General features: G+C 67.7%; 15 protein-coding genes and 1 tRNA gene. 1 reads left to right on the forward strand and 15 read right to left on the reverse strand.

What is annotated here, in order from left to right:
* Nucleotides 1–143: 143 nt before the first annotated feature.
* The 5 genes from CDN99_RS02445 to CDN99_RS02465 all read right to left on the reverse strand — a co-directional run bounded on the left by CDN99_RS02445 (nt 144) and on the right by CDN99_RS02465 (nt 5,046).
* Nucleotides 144–863: an ABC-type transport auxiliary lipoprotein family protein gene (locus tag CDN99_RS02445; RefSeq protein WP_088382505.1), complete on the reverse strand. Its 720-nt coding sequence runs from the start codon at nt 861–863 to the stop codon at nt 144–146.
* Nucleotides 860–1,825: an MlaD family protein gene (locus CDN99_RS02450; protein WP_158218731.1), complete on the reverse strand. Its 966-nt coding sequence runs from the start codon at nt 1,823–1,825 to the stop codon at nt 860–862. The genes CDN99_RS02445 and CDN99_RS02450 overlap by 4 nt, the downstream gene beginning before the upstream one ends.
* A 31-nt stretch (nt 1,826–1,856) precedes the next feature.
* A complete protein-coding gene (locus tag CDN99_RS02455; RefSeq protein ID WP_088382507.1) occupies nt 1,857–2,723 on the reverse strand; it encodes an ABC transporter ATP-binding protein in 867 nt (288 codons plus the stop codon).
* Complete coding sequence (locus tag CDN99_RS02460; protein WP_088382508.1) at nt 2,720–3,883, reverse strand: ABC transporter permease; 1,164 nt, start codon at nt 3,881–3,883, stop codon at nt 2,720–2,722. The genes CDN99_RS02455 and CDN99_RS02460 overlap by 4 nt, the downstream gene beginning before the upstream one ends.
* A gap of 152 nt (nt 3,884–4,035) precedes the next feature.
* Entirely contained in the window at nt 4,036–5,046 is a 1,011-nt protein-coding gene (locus tag CDN99_RS02465) for a LytTR family DNA-binding domain-containing protein (protein WP_238139324.1), read from the reverse strand.
* Between the two features lie 123 nt (nt 5,047–5,169).
* On the opposite strand from CDN99_RS02465, the gene CDN99_RS02470 reads away from it, so the two are divergent.
* The gene (locus CDN99_RS02470) at nt 5,170–6,429 is read left to right on the forward strand and encodes an acyltransferase family protein (protein WP_088382509.1); all 1,260 of its coding nucleotides are present in this window, start codon (nt 5,170–5,172) and stop codon (nt 6,427–6,429) included.
* A gap of 13 nt (nt 6,430–6,442) precedes the next feature.
* Here CDN99_RS02470 and CDN99_RS02475 read toward each other — a convergent pair.
* The 10 genes from CDN99_RS02475 to CDN99_RS02520 all read right to left on the reverse strand — a co-directional run bounded on the left by CDN99_RS02475 (nt 6,443) and on the right by CDN99_RS02520 (nt 15,761).
* A tRNA-Pro gene (locus tag CDN99_RS02475) sits at nt 6,443–6,519 on the reverse strand.
* Between the two features lie 34 nt (nt 6,520–6,553).
* Nucleotides 6,554–7,024, reverse strand: coding sequence for a MerR family transcriptional regulator (locus CDN99_RS02480; protein ID WP_088382510.1), 471 nt, complete (start codon nt 7,022–7,024; stop codon nt 6,554–6,556).
* A 39-nt stretch (nt 7,025–7,063) separates the two neighbouring features.
* On the reverse strand, nt 7,064–7,429 hold the full coding sequence (locus CDN99_RS02485; protein ID WP_067062315.1) for an integration host factor subunit alpha: 366 nt from the start codon (nt 7,427–7,429) through the stop codon (nt 7,064–7,066).
* A gap of 14 nt (nt 7,430–7,443) precedes the next feature.
* The gene (gene pheT, locus CDN99_RS02490; RefSeq protein WP_088382511.1) at nt 7,444–9,861 is read right to left on the reverse strand and encodes a phenylalanine--tRNA ligase subunit beta; all 2,418 of its coding nucleotides are present in this window, start codon (nt 9,859–9,861) and stop codon (nt 7,444–7,446) included.
* Between the two features lie 39 nt (nt 9,862–9,900).
* Nucleotides 9,901–10,938 carry a phenylalanine--tRNA ligase subunit alpha gene (gene pheS / locus CDN99_RS02495; protein WP_088382512.1) on the reverse strand — a complete coding sequence of 346 codons (1,038 nt, stop codon included), beginning with the start codon at nt 10,936–10,938 and terminating at the stop codon, nt 9,901–9,903.
* A gap of 226 nt (nt 10,939–11,164) precedes the next feature.
* A complete protein-coding gene (gene rplT / locus CDN99_RS02500) occupies nt 11,165–11,521 on the reverse strand; it encodes a 50S ribosomal protein L20 (protein WP_088382513.1) in 357 nt (118 codons plus the stop codon).
* A gap of 25 nt (nt 11,522–11,546) precedes the next feature.
* Complete coding sequence (gene rpmI, locus CDN99_RS02505) at nt 11,547–11,750, reverse strand: 50S ribosomal protein L35 (protein WP_088382514.1); 204 nt, start codon at nt 11,748–11,750, stop codon at nt 11,547–11,549.
* A gap of 141 nt (nt 11,751–11,891) precedes the next feature.
* The gene (gene infC / locus CDN99_RS02510) at nt 11,892–12,440 is read right to left on the reverse strand and encodes a translation initiation factor IF-3 (RefSeq protein WP_259374710.1); all 549 of its coding nucleotides are present in this window, start codon (nt 12,438–12,440) and stop codon (nt 11,892–11,894) included.
* Nucleotides 12,441–12,508: 68 nt separating this feature from the next.
* Nucleotides 12,509–14,434: a threonine--tRNA ligase gene (gene thrS, locus CDN99_RS02515; protein WP_088382516.1), complete on the reverse strand. Its 1,926-nt coding sequence runs from the start codon at nt 14,432–14,434 to the stop codon at nt 12,509–12,511.
* Nucleotides 14,435–14,678: 244 nt separating this feature from the next.
* Complete coding sequence (locus CDN99_RS02520) at nt 14,679–15,761, reverse strand: patatin-like phospholipase family protein (RefSeq protein ID WP_088382517.1); 1,083 nt, start codon at nt 15,759–15,761, stop codon at nt 14,679–14,681.
* Nucleotides 15,762–15,793: the final 32 nt, after the last annotated feature.

Consider the following 15,793-nt stretch of genomic DNA (forward strand, 5'->3'; position numbering starts at 1 on the left):
GCAACACCGTTGCACGCGGGAGTGGTTGGGAGGCGGAAGGGCATGGGGGTTGCGCGCTGGCGCGGTCCCCATGCCCTTGCGACCAACGCGCTGAACGAGGCCGGTGGGCGGTCTCCGCCTTCAGTCTCGAAGTACGGTCACGGTCACCGCCGCCCCCGCCCTTGCTGCGGTTTCGGCGTCAACGATGCGGCCCAGATTGCGATCTCCGGCCCCAGCGCATCGACAGCCGCGGCAGTCGCCTTCACCGCGCCTTCGGCCGTCGCACCTGACGGCTCGGTCCTGTCGAAGGTCCGCTGGGAGCCGTCCTCCGCGGTCGCCGTCAGGCGCAACTGCACCTCGCTGCGCGCCGCGCCGGAGAAACTCTGCAGGCACTCTTCCAGCTCCAGCGTCACGCCGATCGCCGCCTGCTGATCGGTGCCGAGGCCCAGAGGCGCGCGCGCAATCTGCTGCCGCAACCGTGACGCGACCAGCACGGGCAGCGGCGCCGCCCAGCGCGAGTCGCGGTACACGCGCCGCGCGTAGGGATCGGAATCGCTGAGCCGATAGGCGATGCCGGTGCCCTGGAGCATCTCGGACGACGTGACGGCCTGCAGGTCGACACGCCGTGGCAGCGCCTGCTGCGACGGCCACGCGACCACCGGCCCCAGATCCATCTGCGTGGGCGCCGGGGGCCGGCTCCCGCACGCGGCGAGCAACGGCAGCAACGCGCCGAACGCCAGTCCGGATCCCAGCAGCCGACGCCGGCCCGCCACCCTCGCGTTCGTCATCGACTTCATCGACGACTCCATCGTCGAACCCGTCGACGGCTCCATGGTCGTGCCCGTCATCGCCACGCCCCTCACCTGCTGGTCGGTCTTGTTCATTTCGCCTTCGCCCCTGCCTCGAAGCCCGCCTCGCCCGGTCCCGGCGCGGTGGGGCGCGGCCCGACGATCAGGCTCTGCGGTTGATCACCGATGGTCTGCGCGGCACGCTCCAACGCCTTCGCCGCCTGGGACAGATCGTCCAGCACCGCGCGCTGGCGCGGCTTGTCGGCCGACCCCACCAGCGCCAGCTCGACGCGCCGCAAGGTGCGCTGCATCTGCACCGCCGCCTCGCCCAGTTGATCGATCGCCGCGGCGCGGGCCTTGTACTCGTCGACCAGCTCACCGCCCTGCTTCGCCAGCGTGTCCACGTTGCCCAGCGTGCGCTGACCCGCGACCACCAGCGTGTCCGCGTCCTTCACCAGCGTCGGCAGCGCCTTGGCCGTCGGCCGCAGCTCCCTCACCAGCTCGTTGAGCCCCGCCGACGCCTCGTTGAGCTGCGCCAGCGTCTGGCTGAGCTGCTGCTGGTTGCCGTCGCCCAGCACCCGCTTGATGCGGTCCATCGTCTCCATCGCGCTGGCGGCCAGCTTGGGGCCGGCATCGCTGAGCTGGTCCAGGATGGACGGCAGCAGCGGGATGCGCCGCGTCGTCAGCACGCTCTGCGCCGGATCGCTGGGCTCCGTCCCATCGAACAGGTCGATGAAGGACAGCCCCGTGATGCCCTGGTAGCCGAGCTTGGCCACCGCGCCCGCGGCGATCGGCGCGTCGCTGTCGACCTCGATCTCCACGAGGATCTGCCGCGGCGAATCCGGATCGAAGCGGATGCTGTCCACCTTGCCGATCTGCACGCCGCGCAGCTTCACCGGCGCCTTGACGTTCAGGCCCGGCACGCCGGACTTCGTCACCACCGTGAAGTTCTGGGTATCGCCGCGATCGTCGCGGAACCACAGCACCACCGCCACCAGGGCAGCGCCCAGCAACAGCACGAACAGGCCGGTGACCAGCGCATGAGCCTTGTTTTCCATGAGGTCGGACGCGGGCCTTTCTACCCGTCGCTCACGCCGGCATCGCGTCCTGCTGATGCAGGGCGTCGCGATAACTGCGCAGATTGTCGCCAGCGCATCGCTGCACATGGCCGAGGAAGAAGTTGCGGATGAACGGATGCGGCTGATTCACCACCACCTCCAGCGGCCCGTGCGCGATCAGCCGCTGGTCCGCCAGCACCGCGATGCGATCGGCGATCGCGAACAGGGTATCGACATCGTGCGTGACCATCACGACCGTCAGCGCCATCTCGCGCTTCAGGCTCTCGATCAATTGCACGAAGCCCTTGGAGCTGGCCGGATCCAGGCCCGCCGTCGGCTCGTCCAGGAACAGCAACTGCGGATCCATGATCAGCGCCCGCGCCAGCGAGACCCGCTTGACCATGCCGCCCGACAGCTCGGACGGCATCTTGATGCCGTCCTCCGGCTTCAGCCCGACTTGCTGGAGCTTGGTCATGACCAGCTCCCCGATCAGGTCCCTGGGCAGGCTCTTGAGCTCCCGCAGCGGCAGCGCGACGTTCTCGAACACCGTCAGCGCCGAGAACAGCGCGCCCTGCTGGAACAGCACGCCCCAGCGGTGCCGCACCTGCGCCAGATCGGTAGCCTCGCAATTGCCGAGCTTGTGGCCGAAGACCTGCACCTCGCCCTCGGTGGGCCGCTCCAGGCCCAGCATCAGCCGCAGCAGCGTGGTCTTGCCGCTGCCCGAGCCGCCGATGATGCCCAGCACCTCCCCGGCGGTGACCTCCAGGTCCAGGTTCTTGTGGATGCGCACGCCGCCCAGCACCGTGCCGACGCCGCGCACCTGGATGACGGGGTCGCCCGGTTTGACGTTGAGCTCCTCGAGCGCCTCGCCCGAGCCCGTTTCGATACATCCGCTCATGCCTTCAACCCCACGTCGGAGAACATCACCGCGAAGATCGCGTCCACGATGATCACGACCGTGATCGCGCTCACCACCGAATCGGTGGTGCCCGCGGCCAGGCTCTCGCTGTTCGGCTTGATCCGCAGCCCGAAATGGCAGGCCACGAACGCGATCAGCAGACCGAACACCGTCGACTTCGCCAGCCCCAGCCACAGATTGCCGACCGGCACCGCGGCCGGCAAACCCTGCAGGAACTGCACATAGTCCAGCCCCAGCGTGGCCCGCGCGGCGATCATGCCGCCCAGCAGGATCATGCTGCTGGTCCAGACCATCACCAAGGGCAAGGAGAGTGCCAGCGCCACCATCTTGGGCAGCACCAGCCGGATGGTGTGGGAGATGCCCATCACCGACAGCGCGTCCAGCTCCTGCGTCACCCGCATCACGCCGAGTTGCGCGGTCATCGCCGAGCCGCTGCGGCCCGCCACCAGGATCGCGGCCAGCAGCGGGCCGAGCTCGCGCCAGACGCTGATGCCCAGGATGTTGATGACGTAGATGTCGGCGCCGAAGTTCTGCAGCTGCTTGGCGGTCAGGTAGGACAGCGTGATGCCGACCAGCACCCCCACCAGCGCCGTGATGCCCAGCGCCTGCGCGCCGCTGCGGTAGATGTGGGCGGAGATGTCCCGCCAGGCGATCAGCGACGGCTGGCGCGCCAGGGTGGCGAGGTCCCGCACCACCTGGCCCAGCAGCGTGGTGGCGGAGAGCAGATGGTCGACCAGGTTGAGCAGGCCCTGGCCGAGGCGCCGGGCGCTTTCGACGCGCGGCGGCTTGGCGGGTTTGCCCTGCTTGCCGCTCAGGCGCGCGAACAGCGCCTGGAACATCGGCGCGAGCGGAGCCGGCGGCCAGCGCAGGTCATCCGGCTGGCGGCGGCCCCAGGCCTGCCAGAGCAGCAGCGCGCCGGTCGGATCGAGCCGGCTGATGGCGCTCAGGTCCCAGGACACGCCGGACTTGGGCATCGCGGCGAGCTCGTGCCGCAACGCCTCGACGCGCTCGCGCAGCGCCAGCAACGTCCAGTCGCCTTCAAGGCGCGCCTGCACGCGTCCGCCGTCGCCCGACTCGCGCAGCAGGCGCGGCGACGGGTCGGTGGAGGCGGACGGATCGGCGCGGTCGCTGTCTTCCATGTGAGCATCCATGAAGGCCACAGCATAGCCGGGCCAGGCGTCGGCGGCGCACGCAAGGGGAACGAGATCGCCCGGTCGAGCCGATGTGCCGGCCTCCGAGGTCGGCGAGGCGGCAACACGGCGCCGCGGCACGGCGGCGCGGCCGCCGCTCCTCAGACCAGCCGCTGCCTCAGGCGCTCCAGATAGGTGCGGCTGCACGGCACCTGACTGCCGTCGCGCAGGCGCAGATGGGCATCGCCCGCCTCGGTCGGCTCGATGGTCTCGATCAGGCTCAGCCGGACGAGGTAGCTGCGGTGGACGCGCACGAAGCTCGCCGGGTCCAGGCGTTGCTCGAAGGCGCCCAGGCTGCTGCGCAGCGGATAGTCGTGCCGCTGGCGGTGCAGGTTGACGTAGTTGCCGCAGGCCTGCACCCACTCGATCTCATCGACGGGGAGCAGGAATTCCTTGCCCAGCTTCTTCACCAGCAGGCGCTCGGGCCGGTCGGCGGCGGGCTGCTCCGGCATCGGCTCGGCCCTCGATGCGGACTCGGGCGCAGCAGGGCCGGCGGCCGTCGCGGGTTCTGCATCCTCCGTCCCCGTCCCTGAGCCAGCACCCACCCCAGTCGCCGTGCGATGGCCAACGCCGATGCCGGCCTCCGCGCCCGGCAACGCACGGGGCGCTTCGGCGAGCAGACTCGCCTCGCCCTGCCAGCGCCACAGGACCAGCCGGTACGCGCCCACGACCAGCAGCACGAACGCGTAGCTGCGCACGTCCTTGAGCCCCTCGTAGAACAACTCGAGCGGCCAGTTGCCGAAGTCGTAGCTGGCGCCCTGCGTCACATAGACCAGCTTGCGCAGCGCGACCATGCCCAGCACATGCACCAGGCTGGCGACCAGCGCGAACAGCAGGTGCCAGGGCAGATGCCGCCGCAGCAGGCCCCAACGCAGCGGCTTCGCGTCGGCGGCTCGGACGATCATCGGCACGATCAGCAGCCACATCGCGGCGCTGGAGAGTTCCCAGCAGAGCAGCTCCCAGGTCTCGACCCGCAGGCCCGCGCGGCGGAAGTCCAGGTTGGTCGTGATCACGTTGGCCAGCGCCGACCCGATCAGCACCACCGCCCAGGCCGCGCGCTCGATCGCGCGGCGCCGCGCCAGGTAGAACTTCAACCACTCGTCCTGTGTCATGGCGGCGCAGTGTAGGGGCGGCAGCGCGCCGAGCCATCCCCGGGACGGGGCGGCTCGTCACCGGACGGGGGCGGTTGGTCACTCTCCGTCCCGGCGCGTCCGGGGTGGACCGATGCTGGCGCCATGAACACGCCCTCCGCCCTCGCCTCCCCCGGCGCCTCGCCCCGCGCGCCCGTCGCCAGCGGCCCGACCGCATCCCGGCTCACCGAGCTGGACTGGCTGCGCGTCCTCGCCTTCGGCTTGCTGATCCTCTATCACTCCGGCATGTTCTACGTGAGCTGGGACTGGCACGTGAAATCGCCACGGCTGATCCCGGAGCTGGAGCACTGGATGCTGTGGCTCAACCCGTGGCGCATGTCGCTGCTGTTCCTGATCTCGGGCGCGGCGACGTCGCTGATGGCGGCGCGCGGCACGCCGGGACTGATCCGCGCCCGCGGCAAGCGCCTGCTGCTCCCGCTGCTGTTCGGCATGACCGTCATCGTGCCGCCGCAGGCCTACCTGGAGGTGGTCGAGAAGCTCCACTACGCGGGCAGCTACCTCGACTTCCTGGCGCTGTACTTCCAGGGCTATCACGGCTTCTGCCGCACCGGCGACTGCCTGCGGCTGCCGACCTGGAATCACCTGTGGTTCCTGCCCTACCTGTGGACCTACACCGTCCTCGTGCTGCTGGCGCTGCGTTGGGATCGCGCGCAAGCGGCGATCGCACATCCGGCGTGGCGCGGCATCGTCTCCGGCACGCGCCTGCTGTGGGTGCCCTGGCTGCTGTTCGCGCTGCTGCGCCAGCATCTGCTCGATCGCTTCCCCTCGACGCATGACCTGGTGAACGACTGGTACCAGCACCCGCTGTACTTCGCGATGTTCGTGCTCGGGTTCGTGCTGTTCGGGTCCCGCGAAGACCGGCATGGCGCCTGGGAAGCCGCGCGGCGCCTGCGCTGGGTGGCGCTGATCGCGGCGGTCGCGGTGCAGTTGCTGTCGCAGCAGATCTGGCAACACTGGACCGCCACGCATGGCGACGAGGCGCCGGACGCGCTGCTGATGGCCTTGCGCGCGCTCAATGCGGGCAAGCAATGGCTGCCGATCGTCGCGGCGCTGGGCTGGGGCCGCCAACTGCTCGCGAACCGCGACACGCCCCTGCTGCGCTGGCTGACGGTGGCGGTGTTCCCGTTCTACATCGTGCACCAGACGGTCACCGTCATCGCGGCGCACAAGCTGGCGGCGCTGCACTGGCCGCTCGCGCTGGAAGCCTTCGCCGTCGTCGCCATCACGGCGGCGGCATGCGTGCTCGCGGCCTTGATCGCGATGCGCGTCGACGCGCTGCGCCCGTGGATGGGCCTGGCGCCGGAAAACAAAAAACCCGGCACCTTGCGGTACCGGGTTTCCTGATTCTTCTTATAAATGGTCGGGGTGGCGGGATTCGAACTCGCGACCCCTTGCACCCCATGCAAGTGCGCTACCAGGCTGCGCTACACCCCGACGAAGCCTCAGATTCTATACGTATCCAAGAGGCTCATGCAAGCAAACTCTCTCGGATGGCCAACAATTCTTCTCTGACCTGATCCAGCGTCAGTTTCTCGAGCGACACGCTGGTGTAAGCCGCGCCGTCCGAGACCCCGGCCGCCAGCGCACGCGCCATCTCGCGCGATTCGCGCGGCTCGCGGTGCAGGTCGATGCGCGCGGACGCGAGCGCCTCGGCGCGAAACTCCTGCGCGCTCGACGACGCATGCACGGCGTCCACCAACTGGTTGCGCGCGCCGCTGATCGTGAAGCCCTGGTCGTAGAGCAGATCGCGGATGCGGCGGATCAGGAGCACCTCGTGATGCTGGTAGTAGCGGCGGTTGCCCCGTCGCTTCATCGGCTTGAGCTGGGTGAACTCCTGCTCCCAGTAGCGCAGCACGTAGGGCTTCACACCGCACAGCTCGCTGACCTCGCCGATGGTGAAGTAGCGCTTGGCAGGAATGGCGGGAAGCGCGATGTCCATGGGGATCGGGTGCTCCGGCGGCTAAAGGGAGGTCAGACTCTACTCGAAGTCTCCGCCCGTCGGCGTGTTGCCTTGGACGGCTTCTTTCAATTTGTGACTCGCATGAAACGTCACGACGTTGCGCGCCTTGATCGGGATCGCTTCGCCGGTGCGCGGGTTGCGGCCGGGCCGCGGCGCCTTGCGCCGGATGTTGAAGTTGCCGAAGCCCGAGAGCTTCACTTCACGCCCGCTCGACAGGCTGTCGTGAATGATGTCGAAGAAGGCCTCGACCATGTCCTTGGACTCGCGCTTGTTCAGGCCCAGCTTGTCGAACAGCAGTTCGGCCAGCTCGGCCTTGGTCAGCGTGGGCGTCTCCAGGCTGCCCAGCAGCACCCGGGCCTGCTCCTTCAGATCGTCATCGCTCATGCTCTCTCCCCTCCTCAGCCCCGCAGGCGCGCGCCCAGGCTGTCGCCGAGCCGCGCCACCACCTTCGTCACCGCCTGTTCGATGCGCTCATCGGTCAGCGTGTTCTCGTCGTCGAGCAGCTCCAGGCGCACCGCCAGGCTGCGTTCGCCGGCCTTCAGCTCGGCCGTGGGCTGTGCCGGCTTGAAGACGTCGAACAAACGGGCAGAGCGTACCAGGGCTTCGCCACTGGATTCGATCGCCCGCATGAGGGTGTCGTGCGTCACGCGCTCATCGACGATCAGCGCCAGATCGCGCTGCACCGCCTGCAGGCGCGGCACGCCCTTGCCCTGCGGCAGCACGCGCGCCAGCACGGCATCCAGCGCCAGTTCGAAGAGCACCAGCGCCGACGGCAGGTCGTAGCCTTGGCGCCACTTCGGGTGCAGCTCGCCCACCACGCCGATGACGTCCCCGTCCAGCAGCACGCGGGCGCTGCGGCCCGGATGCAGCGCCGGATGTTCGGCGGCCTCGAAGCTCAGCACGCGGGGCGCGAACAGCGCCTCCAGGTCGCCCTTGACGTCGAAGAAGTCGACCGCGCGGTCCTTCTGCGCCCATTGCTGCTGGTCGGCCGGCCCCCAGGCCAGGCCGGCCAGGCGCATCGGCTGCGCGATGCCGGCGATGGTCGTGTCGCTTTCCTGCACCGACGCGTCGCGCAGGAAGACGCGGCCGATCTCGAACACGCGCACCCGCGGTGCCTTGCGCGCCAGGTTGTTGCGCAGGACCTGCACCAGCGAGCCCATCAGGCTGGTACGCATCACCGCCAGCGGGGCGGCGATCGGGTTCAGCAGCTGGATCGGGTTCGCGTTGCCGGCCAGTTCCTGCTCCCAGCGCGCCTCGACGAAGCTGAAGTTGATCGTCTCGAAGTAGTCCCGGGCGGCCATCGCGTGACGCAGCGCGTGCGTCGCGCGACGTGTCTCCGAGCGCACCTTGCCGACCACCGGCGCCAGCGGCGGCGTCGAGGGCAGCTTGGGGTACCCCAGCACGCGGATGACTTCCTCGATCAGGTCTTCCTCGATCACGAGGTCGAAGCGGAACGACGGCGGCACCACCGTGATCACGCCAGGCGCGGTCACGCGGTGCTCCAGGCCCAGGCGCTGGAACACGCCCTCGCAATCGGCCTGCGTCACCGGCATGCCGATGACCTTGGCGGCGCGCTCGACGCGCAGCGCCACCGGCTTGCGCTCGGGCAACACGGTGGTCTGGTCGCCCATCGGGCCCGCCTCGCCGCCGCAGATCTCCTGGATCAGCTGGGTGATGCGCTCGATGTGATCGACGGTGCCCGCCGGATCGACGCCACGCTCGAAGCGGTGGCCGGCATCGGTCGAGAAGTTGAAGCGACGCGAGCGCCCCATCACCGCCTTGGGCCACCAGAACGCGGCCTCGACATAGACGTTCTTCGTGGCGTCGGACACGGCGGTGGCGTCGCCGCCCATGATGCCGGCCAGCGACTCGACCTGCTCGCGATCGGCGATCACGCCGACGTCTCCGTCGACCTCGATCGTGTTGCCGTTCAGCAGCTTCAACTGCTCGCCCGCCTTGCCCCAGCGCACGATCAGCTCGCCGTGGATCTTGTCCAGGTCGAAGATGTGGGACGGACGGCCCAGCTCGAACATCACGTAGTTGGAGATGTCCACCAGCGGCGACACCGAGCGCTGGCCGCAGCGGGCCAGGCGGTCGACCATCCAGGCCGGCGTCCTGGCCGTCGTGTCGACGTTGCGCACGATGCGGCCGGAGAAACGGCCGCACAGGTCCGGCGCCTCGATGCGCACCGGCAGCTTGTCCGCGTGGGCGACGGCGGCCGGCGTGATCTCGGGCGCGACCAGCGGCGCGCCGGTCAGCGCGGAGACCTCGCGGGCGATGCCGTAGACGCTCAGCGCATGCGCCAGGTTGGGGGTCAGCTTGAGCGTGAACAGCGTGTCGTCGAGCTTCAGGTGCTCGCGGATGTCCTGGCCGAGCGGCGCATCCGCGGCCAGCTCCAGCAGGCCGGCGTGGTCCTCGGCCAGCTTCAGCTCGCGAGCGGAGCACAGCATGCCGAAACTCTCGACGCCGCGCAGCTTGCCCTTGCCGATCTTGAACGGCTTGCCGTCCTCGCCCGGGGGCAGCTCGGCGCCGATCGTGGCCAGCGGCACGCGGATGCCGACGCGCGCATTGGGCGCGCCGCAGACGATCTGCAGCAGCTCCGGGCCGCCGGCATCGACCTTGCAGACGCGCAGGCGGTCCGCGTCGGGATGCTGGACGGCCTCGACGATCTCGGCCACGACGATGCCGTGGAACGGCGGCGCCACCGGGCGCAGCTCTTCCACTTCCAGGCCGGACATGGTCAGCAGTTCGGCCAGCTCATTCGTGTTCAGCGCGGGATCGCAGAAGGCCCGCAGCCAGGATTCAGGGAATTGCATGTGTTTCTCTCTTGCTCTCTAGGCGACCGGAACGCGGGCTCACTTGAATTGCGACAGGAAGCGCAAGTCGCCGTCGAAGAACAGCCGCAGGTCGTTGACGCCGTAGCGGAGCATGGCCAGGCGATCGATGCCGGAGCCGAAGGCGAAGCCGATGTAGCGCTCGGGATCGAGGCCCATGTTGCGGATCACCTGCGGATGCACCTGGCCGGAGCCGGACACCTCCAGCCAGCGGCCCTTCAGCGGGCCGGTGCCGAACATCATGTCGATCTCGGCGCTGGGCTCGGTGAACGGGAAGTAGCTGGGGCGGAAGCGGATGTCCATGTCCGTCGTCTCGAAGAACTGCTGCATGAAGTTCACGTAGACGGACTTGAGGTCCTTGAAGCTGATGTTCTCGCCGACCCACAGACCCTCGACCTGGTGGAACATCGGCGAGTGCGTCGCGTCGCTGTCGACGCGGTACGTGCGGCCCGGCGCGATGACGCGGATCTCGGGCATCGGCTGGCCGGCGTCGATCAGGTGGCGGTGCTTCTTGACGTGCTGCACCGCGTAGCGGATCTGCATCGGGCTGGTGTGGGTGCGCAAGACATGACCCCCTTCGATGTAGAAGGTGTCGTGCATCGAGCGGGCCGGATGGTCTTCCGGCGTGTTCAGCGCGGTGAAGTTGAACCAGTCGTTCTCGATCTCCGGACCGTCGGCGACGTCGAACCCCATCGAGCCGAAGATCGCCTCGATGCGCTCCATCGCGCGCGTGATCGGATGCAGGCCGCCAGTGCCGCGCTGGCGGCCGGGCAGCGTGACGTCCAGCGCCTCGGCCTTGAGCTGGTGCGCGAGCTCGGCGTCGGCCAGCGCCTGGCGACGCGCGGTCAGCGCGGCCTCGATGCCCTGCTTCAGCTGGTTGATCTGCGCGCCGCGGGTCTTCTTCTCCTCGACCGGCAGGCTGGCCATGCCCTTCATCAGCTCGGTGACCTGACCGGTCTTGCCCAGGAAACGGGCCTTGGCGTTCTCCAGGTCGGCGGGAGTCGTGGCGGCGGCGAAATCACCGACAGCCTGTTGGAGCAATTGATCGAGGTCGTTCATCGCGGGGCGACTGGGGTCGTTGGGCGTTAACTGCGGGGGCGCGTTGGCGAAACCTCGCGTCGCGGCATCACGCGTCGTCGGCGTGAAACCGGATGGCGAGGATCGCACCGCCGCGCCGGAAAGAAAAAAGGCCGGACACCAGGGTGTCGGCCTTCGAAAGAGGCGCCTCGGCGAACCGAGGCAGCCAGCCCGTCGCGGGCGATGGGCCCGCGAGCGGTCGTGGCTATTAAGCGAGAGCGGCCTTCACCTTGGCGAAGATGCTGGCAAAACCAGCAGGATCGTTGACGGCGAGATCGGCCAGGACCTTGCGGTCGATGTCGATCTGGGCCTTCTTCAGGCCAGCCACGAACTTGCTGTAGCTCAGACCCAGGCCACGGCTTGCCGCGTTGATACGGGCAATCCACAGCTGGCGGAACACGCGCTTCTTGGCACGGCGGTCACGGTAGGCGTACTGGCCCGCCTTCATCACCGCCTGCTTGGCGATGCGGAAGACGTTCTTGCGACGACCACGATAGCCCTTGGCCAGAGCCAGGACCTTCTTGTGACGAGCACGTGCGGTTACACCACGTTTGACGCGAGGCATGTTGTATCTCCTTGTCTAAGCTGGATTACAGACCAGCGAAGGGCAGCATCGCAGCGATGTGGCCCATGTTGGTCTCATGCACGGTCGTCACGCCGCGGAGCTGGCGCTTGTTCTTCGTGGACTTCTTGGTCAGGATGTGGCGCTTGAACGCTTGACCGCGTTTGACGGTGCCACCCGGGCGAACGCGAAAACGCTTCTTCGCGCTGCTCTTGGTCTTCATCTTGGGCATGACTGCTCCTTCTATGTGCGTCCCTGCAGGCGACCACGGGACTCGCGGTACTTGACGGCCTGCAGGAGACTAATAAGCCCGCCGACGACCAATCGACGGGCTGAAACTTGAGCCGGATCCCGAGGGATCCGGCCGGGATCATCAGCTGCGCTTCTTCGGCGCCAGCACCATGATCATCTGGCGGCCTTCGAGCTTGGGCATGTGCTCGACCACCGCCACGTCCGCCAGTTCATCGCGGATGCGCTCCAGCATGCGCATGCCGATTTCCTGGTGGGTGATCTCGCGTCCGCGGTAGCGGAGCGTGACCTTGCCCTTGTCGCCGTCCTCGGAGATGAAGCGACGCAGATTGCGCATCTTGATCTGGTAGTCGCCTTCGTCCGTGCCCGGACGGAACTTGACTTCCTTGACTTCGATGACCTTCTGCTTCGACTTGGCTTCCGCCGCGCGCTTCTGCTCCTGGTACTTGAACTTGCCGTAGTCCATCAACCGGCAGACCGGCGGCACGGCCGTCGCGGCAATCTCGACCAGATCGACGTCTAGGTCACCCGCCATGCGAAGCGCTTCCTGGATGCTGACGATACCGATCGGCTCGTTCTCAGGACCATTCAGACGGACTTCAAGGGCGGTGATTTCGCGATTCAGGCGGTGCTTGCGCTCGGGAATCGCACGACGGTCAGCAAAAGTAGCGATGGTGGTTACCTTTCGATGGGCCTTGGCGGAGGTCCGGAATGTTCAATACAACGCAAAAAGCGCCCGACTCAGGCCTTGTCGGTGATGGCTGAAGAGAGCTTCACAGCGAAGTCCTCCAGCGACATCACGCCCAGATCCTGGTTGCCTCGGGCGCGCACCGCAACCGTGCCGTTCGCCTTTTCCTTGTCGCCGACGACCAGGATGAACGGGACTTTTTGCAGTGAATGCTCGCGGATTTTATACGTGATTTTTTCATTGCGCAAATCTGCCTGGACCCTAACCCCTTGTTTTTGCAGCGTTTTCACAATGTCCGCGACGTAATCCCCCTGGGCATCGGTGATATTGGCCACGACGACCTGCACCGGAGCCAGCCAAACCGGCAGCGCGCCGGCGTGTTGTTCGATCAGGATGCCGATGAAACGCTCCAGGCTGCCGACGATCGCGCGGTGCAGCATGACAGGCGTGTGGCGCTCGCCGTCCTCGCCGACGTATTCGGCGCCCAGGCGCGCCGGCATCGAGAAATCGACCTGCATCGTGCCGCACTGCCACTGGCGGCCGATGGCGTCCTTCAGCGTGTACTCGATCTTCGGGCCGTAGAAGGCGCCGTCGCCCGGGGCGATGATGAAGTCCACGCCCGACGCCCGCAGCGATTCCATCAGCGCGAACTCGGCCTTGTCCCAGACCTCGTCCGAGCCGATGCGCGCCTCGGGACGCGTCGCGACCTTGTAGATGATGTTGTCGAAGCCGAAGTCCTTGTAGACCTTCTGCAGCAGCGCCGTGTAGGCGACGCACTCCGCCAGGATCTGGTCTTCCGTGCAGAAGATGTGGCCGTCGTCCTGCGTGAAGCCGCGCACGCGCATGATGCCGTGCAGACCGCCGGTGGGCTCGTTGCGGTGGCACTGGCCGAACTCACCGAAGCGCAGCGGCAGGTCGCGATAGCTCTTGATGCCGTGCTTGAAGATCAGGATGTGGCCGGGACAGTTCATCGGCTTGAGCGCGTAGTCGCGCTTCTCCGATTCCGTCGTGAACATGTTGTCGCGGTACTTGTCCCAGTGGCCCGTGGCCTCCCACAGCGTCTTGTCGAGCAACTGCGGACCCTTGACCTCCTGGTAGCCGTTGTCGCGATAGACGCGGCGCATGTACTGCTCGACCTCCTGCCAGATCGTCCAGCCCTTGGGGTGCCAGAAGACCACGCCGGGGGCGTGCTCGTCGATGTGGAACAGCTCCAGGTCCTTGCCCAGCTTGCGGTGGTCGCGCTTCTCAGCCTCCTCCAGCATGCGCAGGTAGTTGGCGAGGTCGTCCTTCGTCGCCCAGGCCGTGCCGTAGATGCGCTGCAGCTGCTCGTTGCGGTGGTCGCCGCGCCAGTAGGCGCCGGCCACCTTCATCAGCTTGAAGAACTTCAGCTTGCCCGTCGACGGCACGTGCGGGCCGCGGCACAGGTCCGTGAACTTGCCCTCGGCGTACAGGGAGACATCCTGATCGGCGGGGATGCCCTCGATGATCTCGGCCTTGTAGGCCTCGCCGATGCCCTTGAAGTACTCGACCGCGGCATCGCGCGGCAGCACCGAGCGCACCACCTTCTCGTCCTTGCGGGCGAGCTCCGTCATCTTGGCCTCGATCGCGGCCAGGTCCTCGGGCGTGAAGGGGCGCTTGTAGGAGAAGTCGTAATAGAAGCCGTTCTCGATGACCGGGCCGATCGTGACCTGCGCGTCGGGGAACAGCTCCTTGACGGCGTAGGCCAGCAAGTGGGCCGTCGAGTGGCGGATCACGTCCAGCCCGTCCGGATCCTTGTCCGTGACGATGGCCAACTGCGTGTCCTTGTCGATCAGGAAGCTCGTGTCGACGACCTTGGCGTCGTCGCCGGCGCCGATGCGGCCGGCCAGCGCGGCCTTGGCCAGGCCCGTGCCGATCGAGGCCGCGACATCGGCGACCGTCACCGGATGCGGGAACTCGCGCTTCGAGCCATCGGGCAGTTGAATGGAAATGTTCGACATGTTCGTGTACTCCGAAAAACAAAAAAGCGCGGCCACTTGCCGCGCTTCCTGTTGGAGAGCTGATCTCAGGAGGGGTGCCTCTCAGCGCTTGCTGAGGACTTCCTTTTCCGGACAGCCGATGAAAAGACGTGACGAGCCGCGGCCGCTCAAACCTTGCAGAGGGAGGTCGTAGTCCGCGGTGTCATAACCAATTCGCCTTTCCCGGTCCTTGTTGGAAAAAGAAAAATCAAGCGGCCAGTGTATCTCAGAGCTTCTGAACGTCCAGCGTCGGCCGCATGCAGGCCTCGCGGAATTCGTCGCGCAGTCGCTCGCCCTCCTTCACCGCGCGCAGCCAGTCGCGGGCGCGGCCGGGCACGTCGTTCATGTAGCGCTGGAAGTCGTCGCGATCGGGCAGCTTGCCGTTGGGCAGCGTCTTCACCCATTCGGGGTTAGGCGTCAGCAAGACGACGTTGTCCAGGAAGGCGCTGGGCCGGTGACGACGCTTGAGCGTCTTGTCCAGCCAGCCCGGGACCACGCTGGCCTGGAAGTGCGGATACAGCGCGATGCCGTCGCCCACCATCGCAGCGTAGTTCAGGTGCAGGTGGTAGTCGGTGATGCCGCCGTCCCAATAGGCGCCGGCGGGCGCGCCGGCGATGTCGTGGACGGCCTGCAGCCAGAACGGGATGGAGCAACTCGCCAGGATGCTGGGCTGGAGGTTGCCCGCGTCCAGCGGCACCTGCCGGCTGCGGTAGTCGTGGAGCGGCATCGGCAGTGGCGAGCGCCGATCGGAGAACACGACGCGCTCCAGCCACGCGCCCATCGCGCGGCGCGACATCGCGTTCGCCGCGAACGCGCCGAGGTAACCGAGTGGCGTGCGCAGGCGCCCTTCCCGCCCGAGCACATGCCGCCCGCGCGAGGTGAACACATGCAGCCGGTATTGCGGATGGCCGAGCACCTCGGCCTCGCGTCCACCGAAGATCTCGCCGAGCTTGTCGGAGAAAGCCCGGCTGACCGTCGCGGCGGTGGGTCGCTTGCCGGGCTCCGAGTCGTAGTCCTGATGCGCGTAGTCATGGGCCAGGCGCTCGAACTCCGCGGCAGTGCCCGCCGCATCACGCGCCAGGCAGGCGGTGGCCATGCGCCAGGCACCGATGGACGCGCCCAGCAGATGGACCTCCCGCCCGCCCGAGGGCAGGAACTCGCCGAACAGATGCGCGTCGAGCGCGCTCAGGATCAGCCCCTTCGGGCCGCCGGCGGCGCCGGGCACCACCCGCACATCGGCGGCCCGCAGGCCGTGGTCGCGCAGCCGTTGGCGCGCCCGGGGTCCGGCAAGAATCTGCAATGCCTGCATCGGCGAGTCGTCCTTTCGTGGGCGCCCGCCGC

Source organism: Roseateles aquatilis, assembly GCF_002205645.1.
GTDB classification, from domain to species: Bacteria; Pseudomonadota; Gammaproteobacteria; order Burkholderiales; family Burkholderiaceae_C; genus Roseateles; species Roseateles aquatilis.

Excerpts from the sequence above, each read along its gene's own strand:
- rpmI (WP_088382514.1), bottom strand. The coding sequence starts at position 11,750 with ATGCCCAAGATGAAGACCAAGAGCAGCGCGAAGAAGCGTTTTCGCGTT.
- CDN99_RS02520 (WP_088382517.1), bottom strand. The coding sequence starts at position 15,761 with ATGCAGGCATTGCAGATTCTTGCCGGACCCCGGGCGCGCCAACGGCTG.
- CDN99_RS02485 (WP_067062315.1), bottom strand. The coding sequence starts at position 7,429 with ATGAGCGATGACGATCTGAAGGAGCAGGCCCGGGTGCTGCTGGGCAGC.
- CDN99_RS02480 (WP_088382510.1), bottom strand. The coding sequence starts at position 7,024 with ATGGACATCGCGCTTCCCGCCATTCCTGCCAAGCGCTACTTCACCATC.
- CDN99_RS02445 (WP_088382505.1), bottom strand. The coding sequence starts at position 863 with ATGAACAAGACCGACCAGCAGGTGAGGGGCGTGGCGATGACGGGCACG.
- thrS (WP_088382516.1), bottom strand. The coding sequence starts at position 14,434 with ATGTCGAACATTTCCATTCAACTGCCCGATGGCTCGAAGCGCGAGTTC.
- CDN99_RS02455 (WP_088382507.1), bottom strand. The coding sequence starts at position 2,723 with ATGAGCGGATGTATCGAAACGGGCTCGGGCGAGGCGCTCGAGGAGCTC.
- pheS (WP_088382512.1), bottom strand. The coding sequence starts at position 10,938 with ATGAACGACCTCGATCAATTGCTCCAACAGGCTGTCGGTGATTTCGCC.
- CDN99_RS02465 (WP_238139324.1), bottom strand. The coding sequence starts at position 5,046 with ATGACACAGGACGAGTGGTTGAAGTTCTACCTGGCGCGGCGCCGCGCG.
- CDN99_RS02450 (WP_158218731.1), bottom strand. The coding sequence starts at position 1,825 with ATGGAAAACAAGGCTCATGCGCTGGTCACCGGCCTGTTCGTGCTGTTG.
- CDN99_RS02460 (WP_088382508.1), bottom strand. The coding sequence starts at position 3,883 with ATGGAAGACAGCGACCGCGCCGATCCGTCCGCCTCCACCGACCCGTCG.
- CDN99_RS02470 (WP_088382509.1), top strand. The coding sequence starts at position 5,170 with ATGAACACGCCCTCCGCCCTCGCCTCCCCCGGCGCCTCGCCCCGCGCG.
- rplT (WP_088382513.1), bottom strand. The coding sequence starts at position 11,521 with ATGCCTCGCGTCAAACGTGGTGTAACCGCACGTGCTCGTCACAAGAAG.
- pheT (WP_088382511.1), bottom strand. The coding sequence starts at position 9,861 with ATGCAATTCCCTGAATCCTGGCTGCGGGCCTTCTGCGATCCCGCGCTG.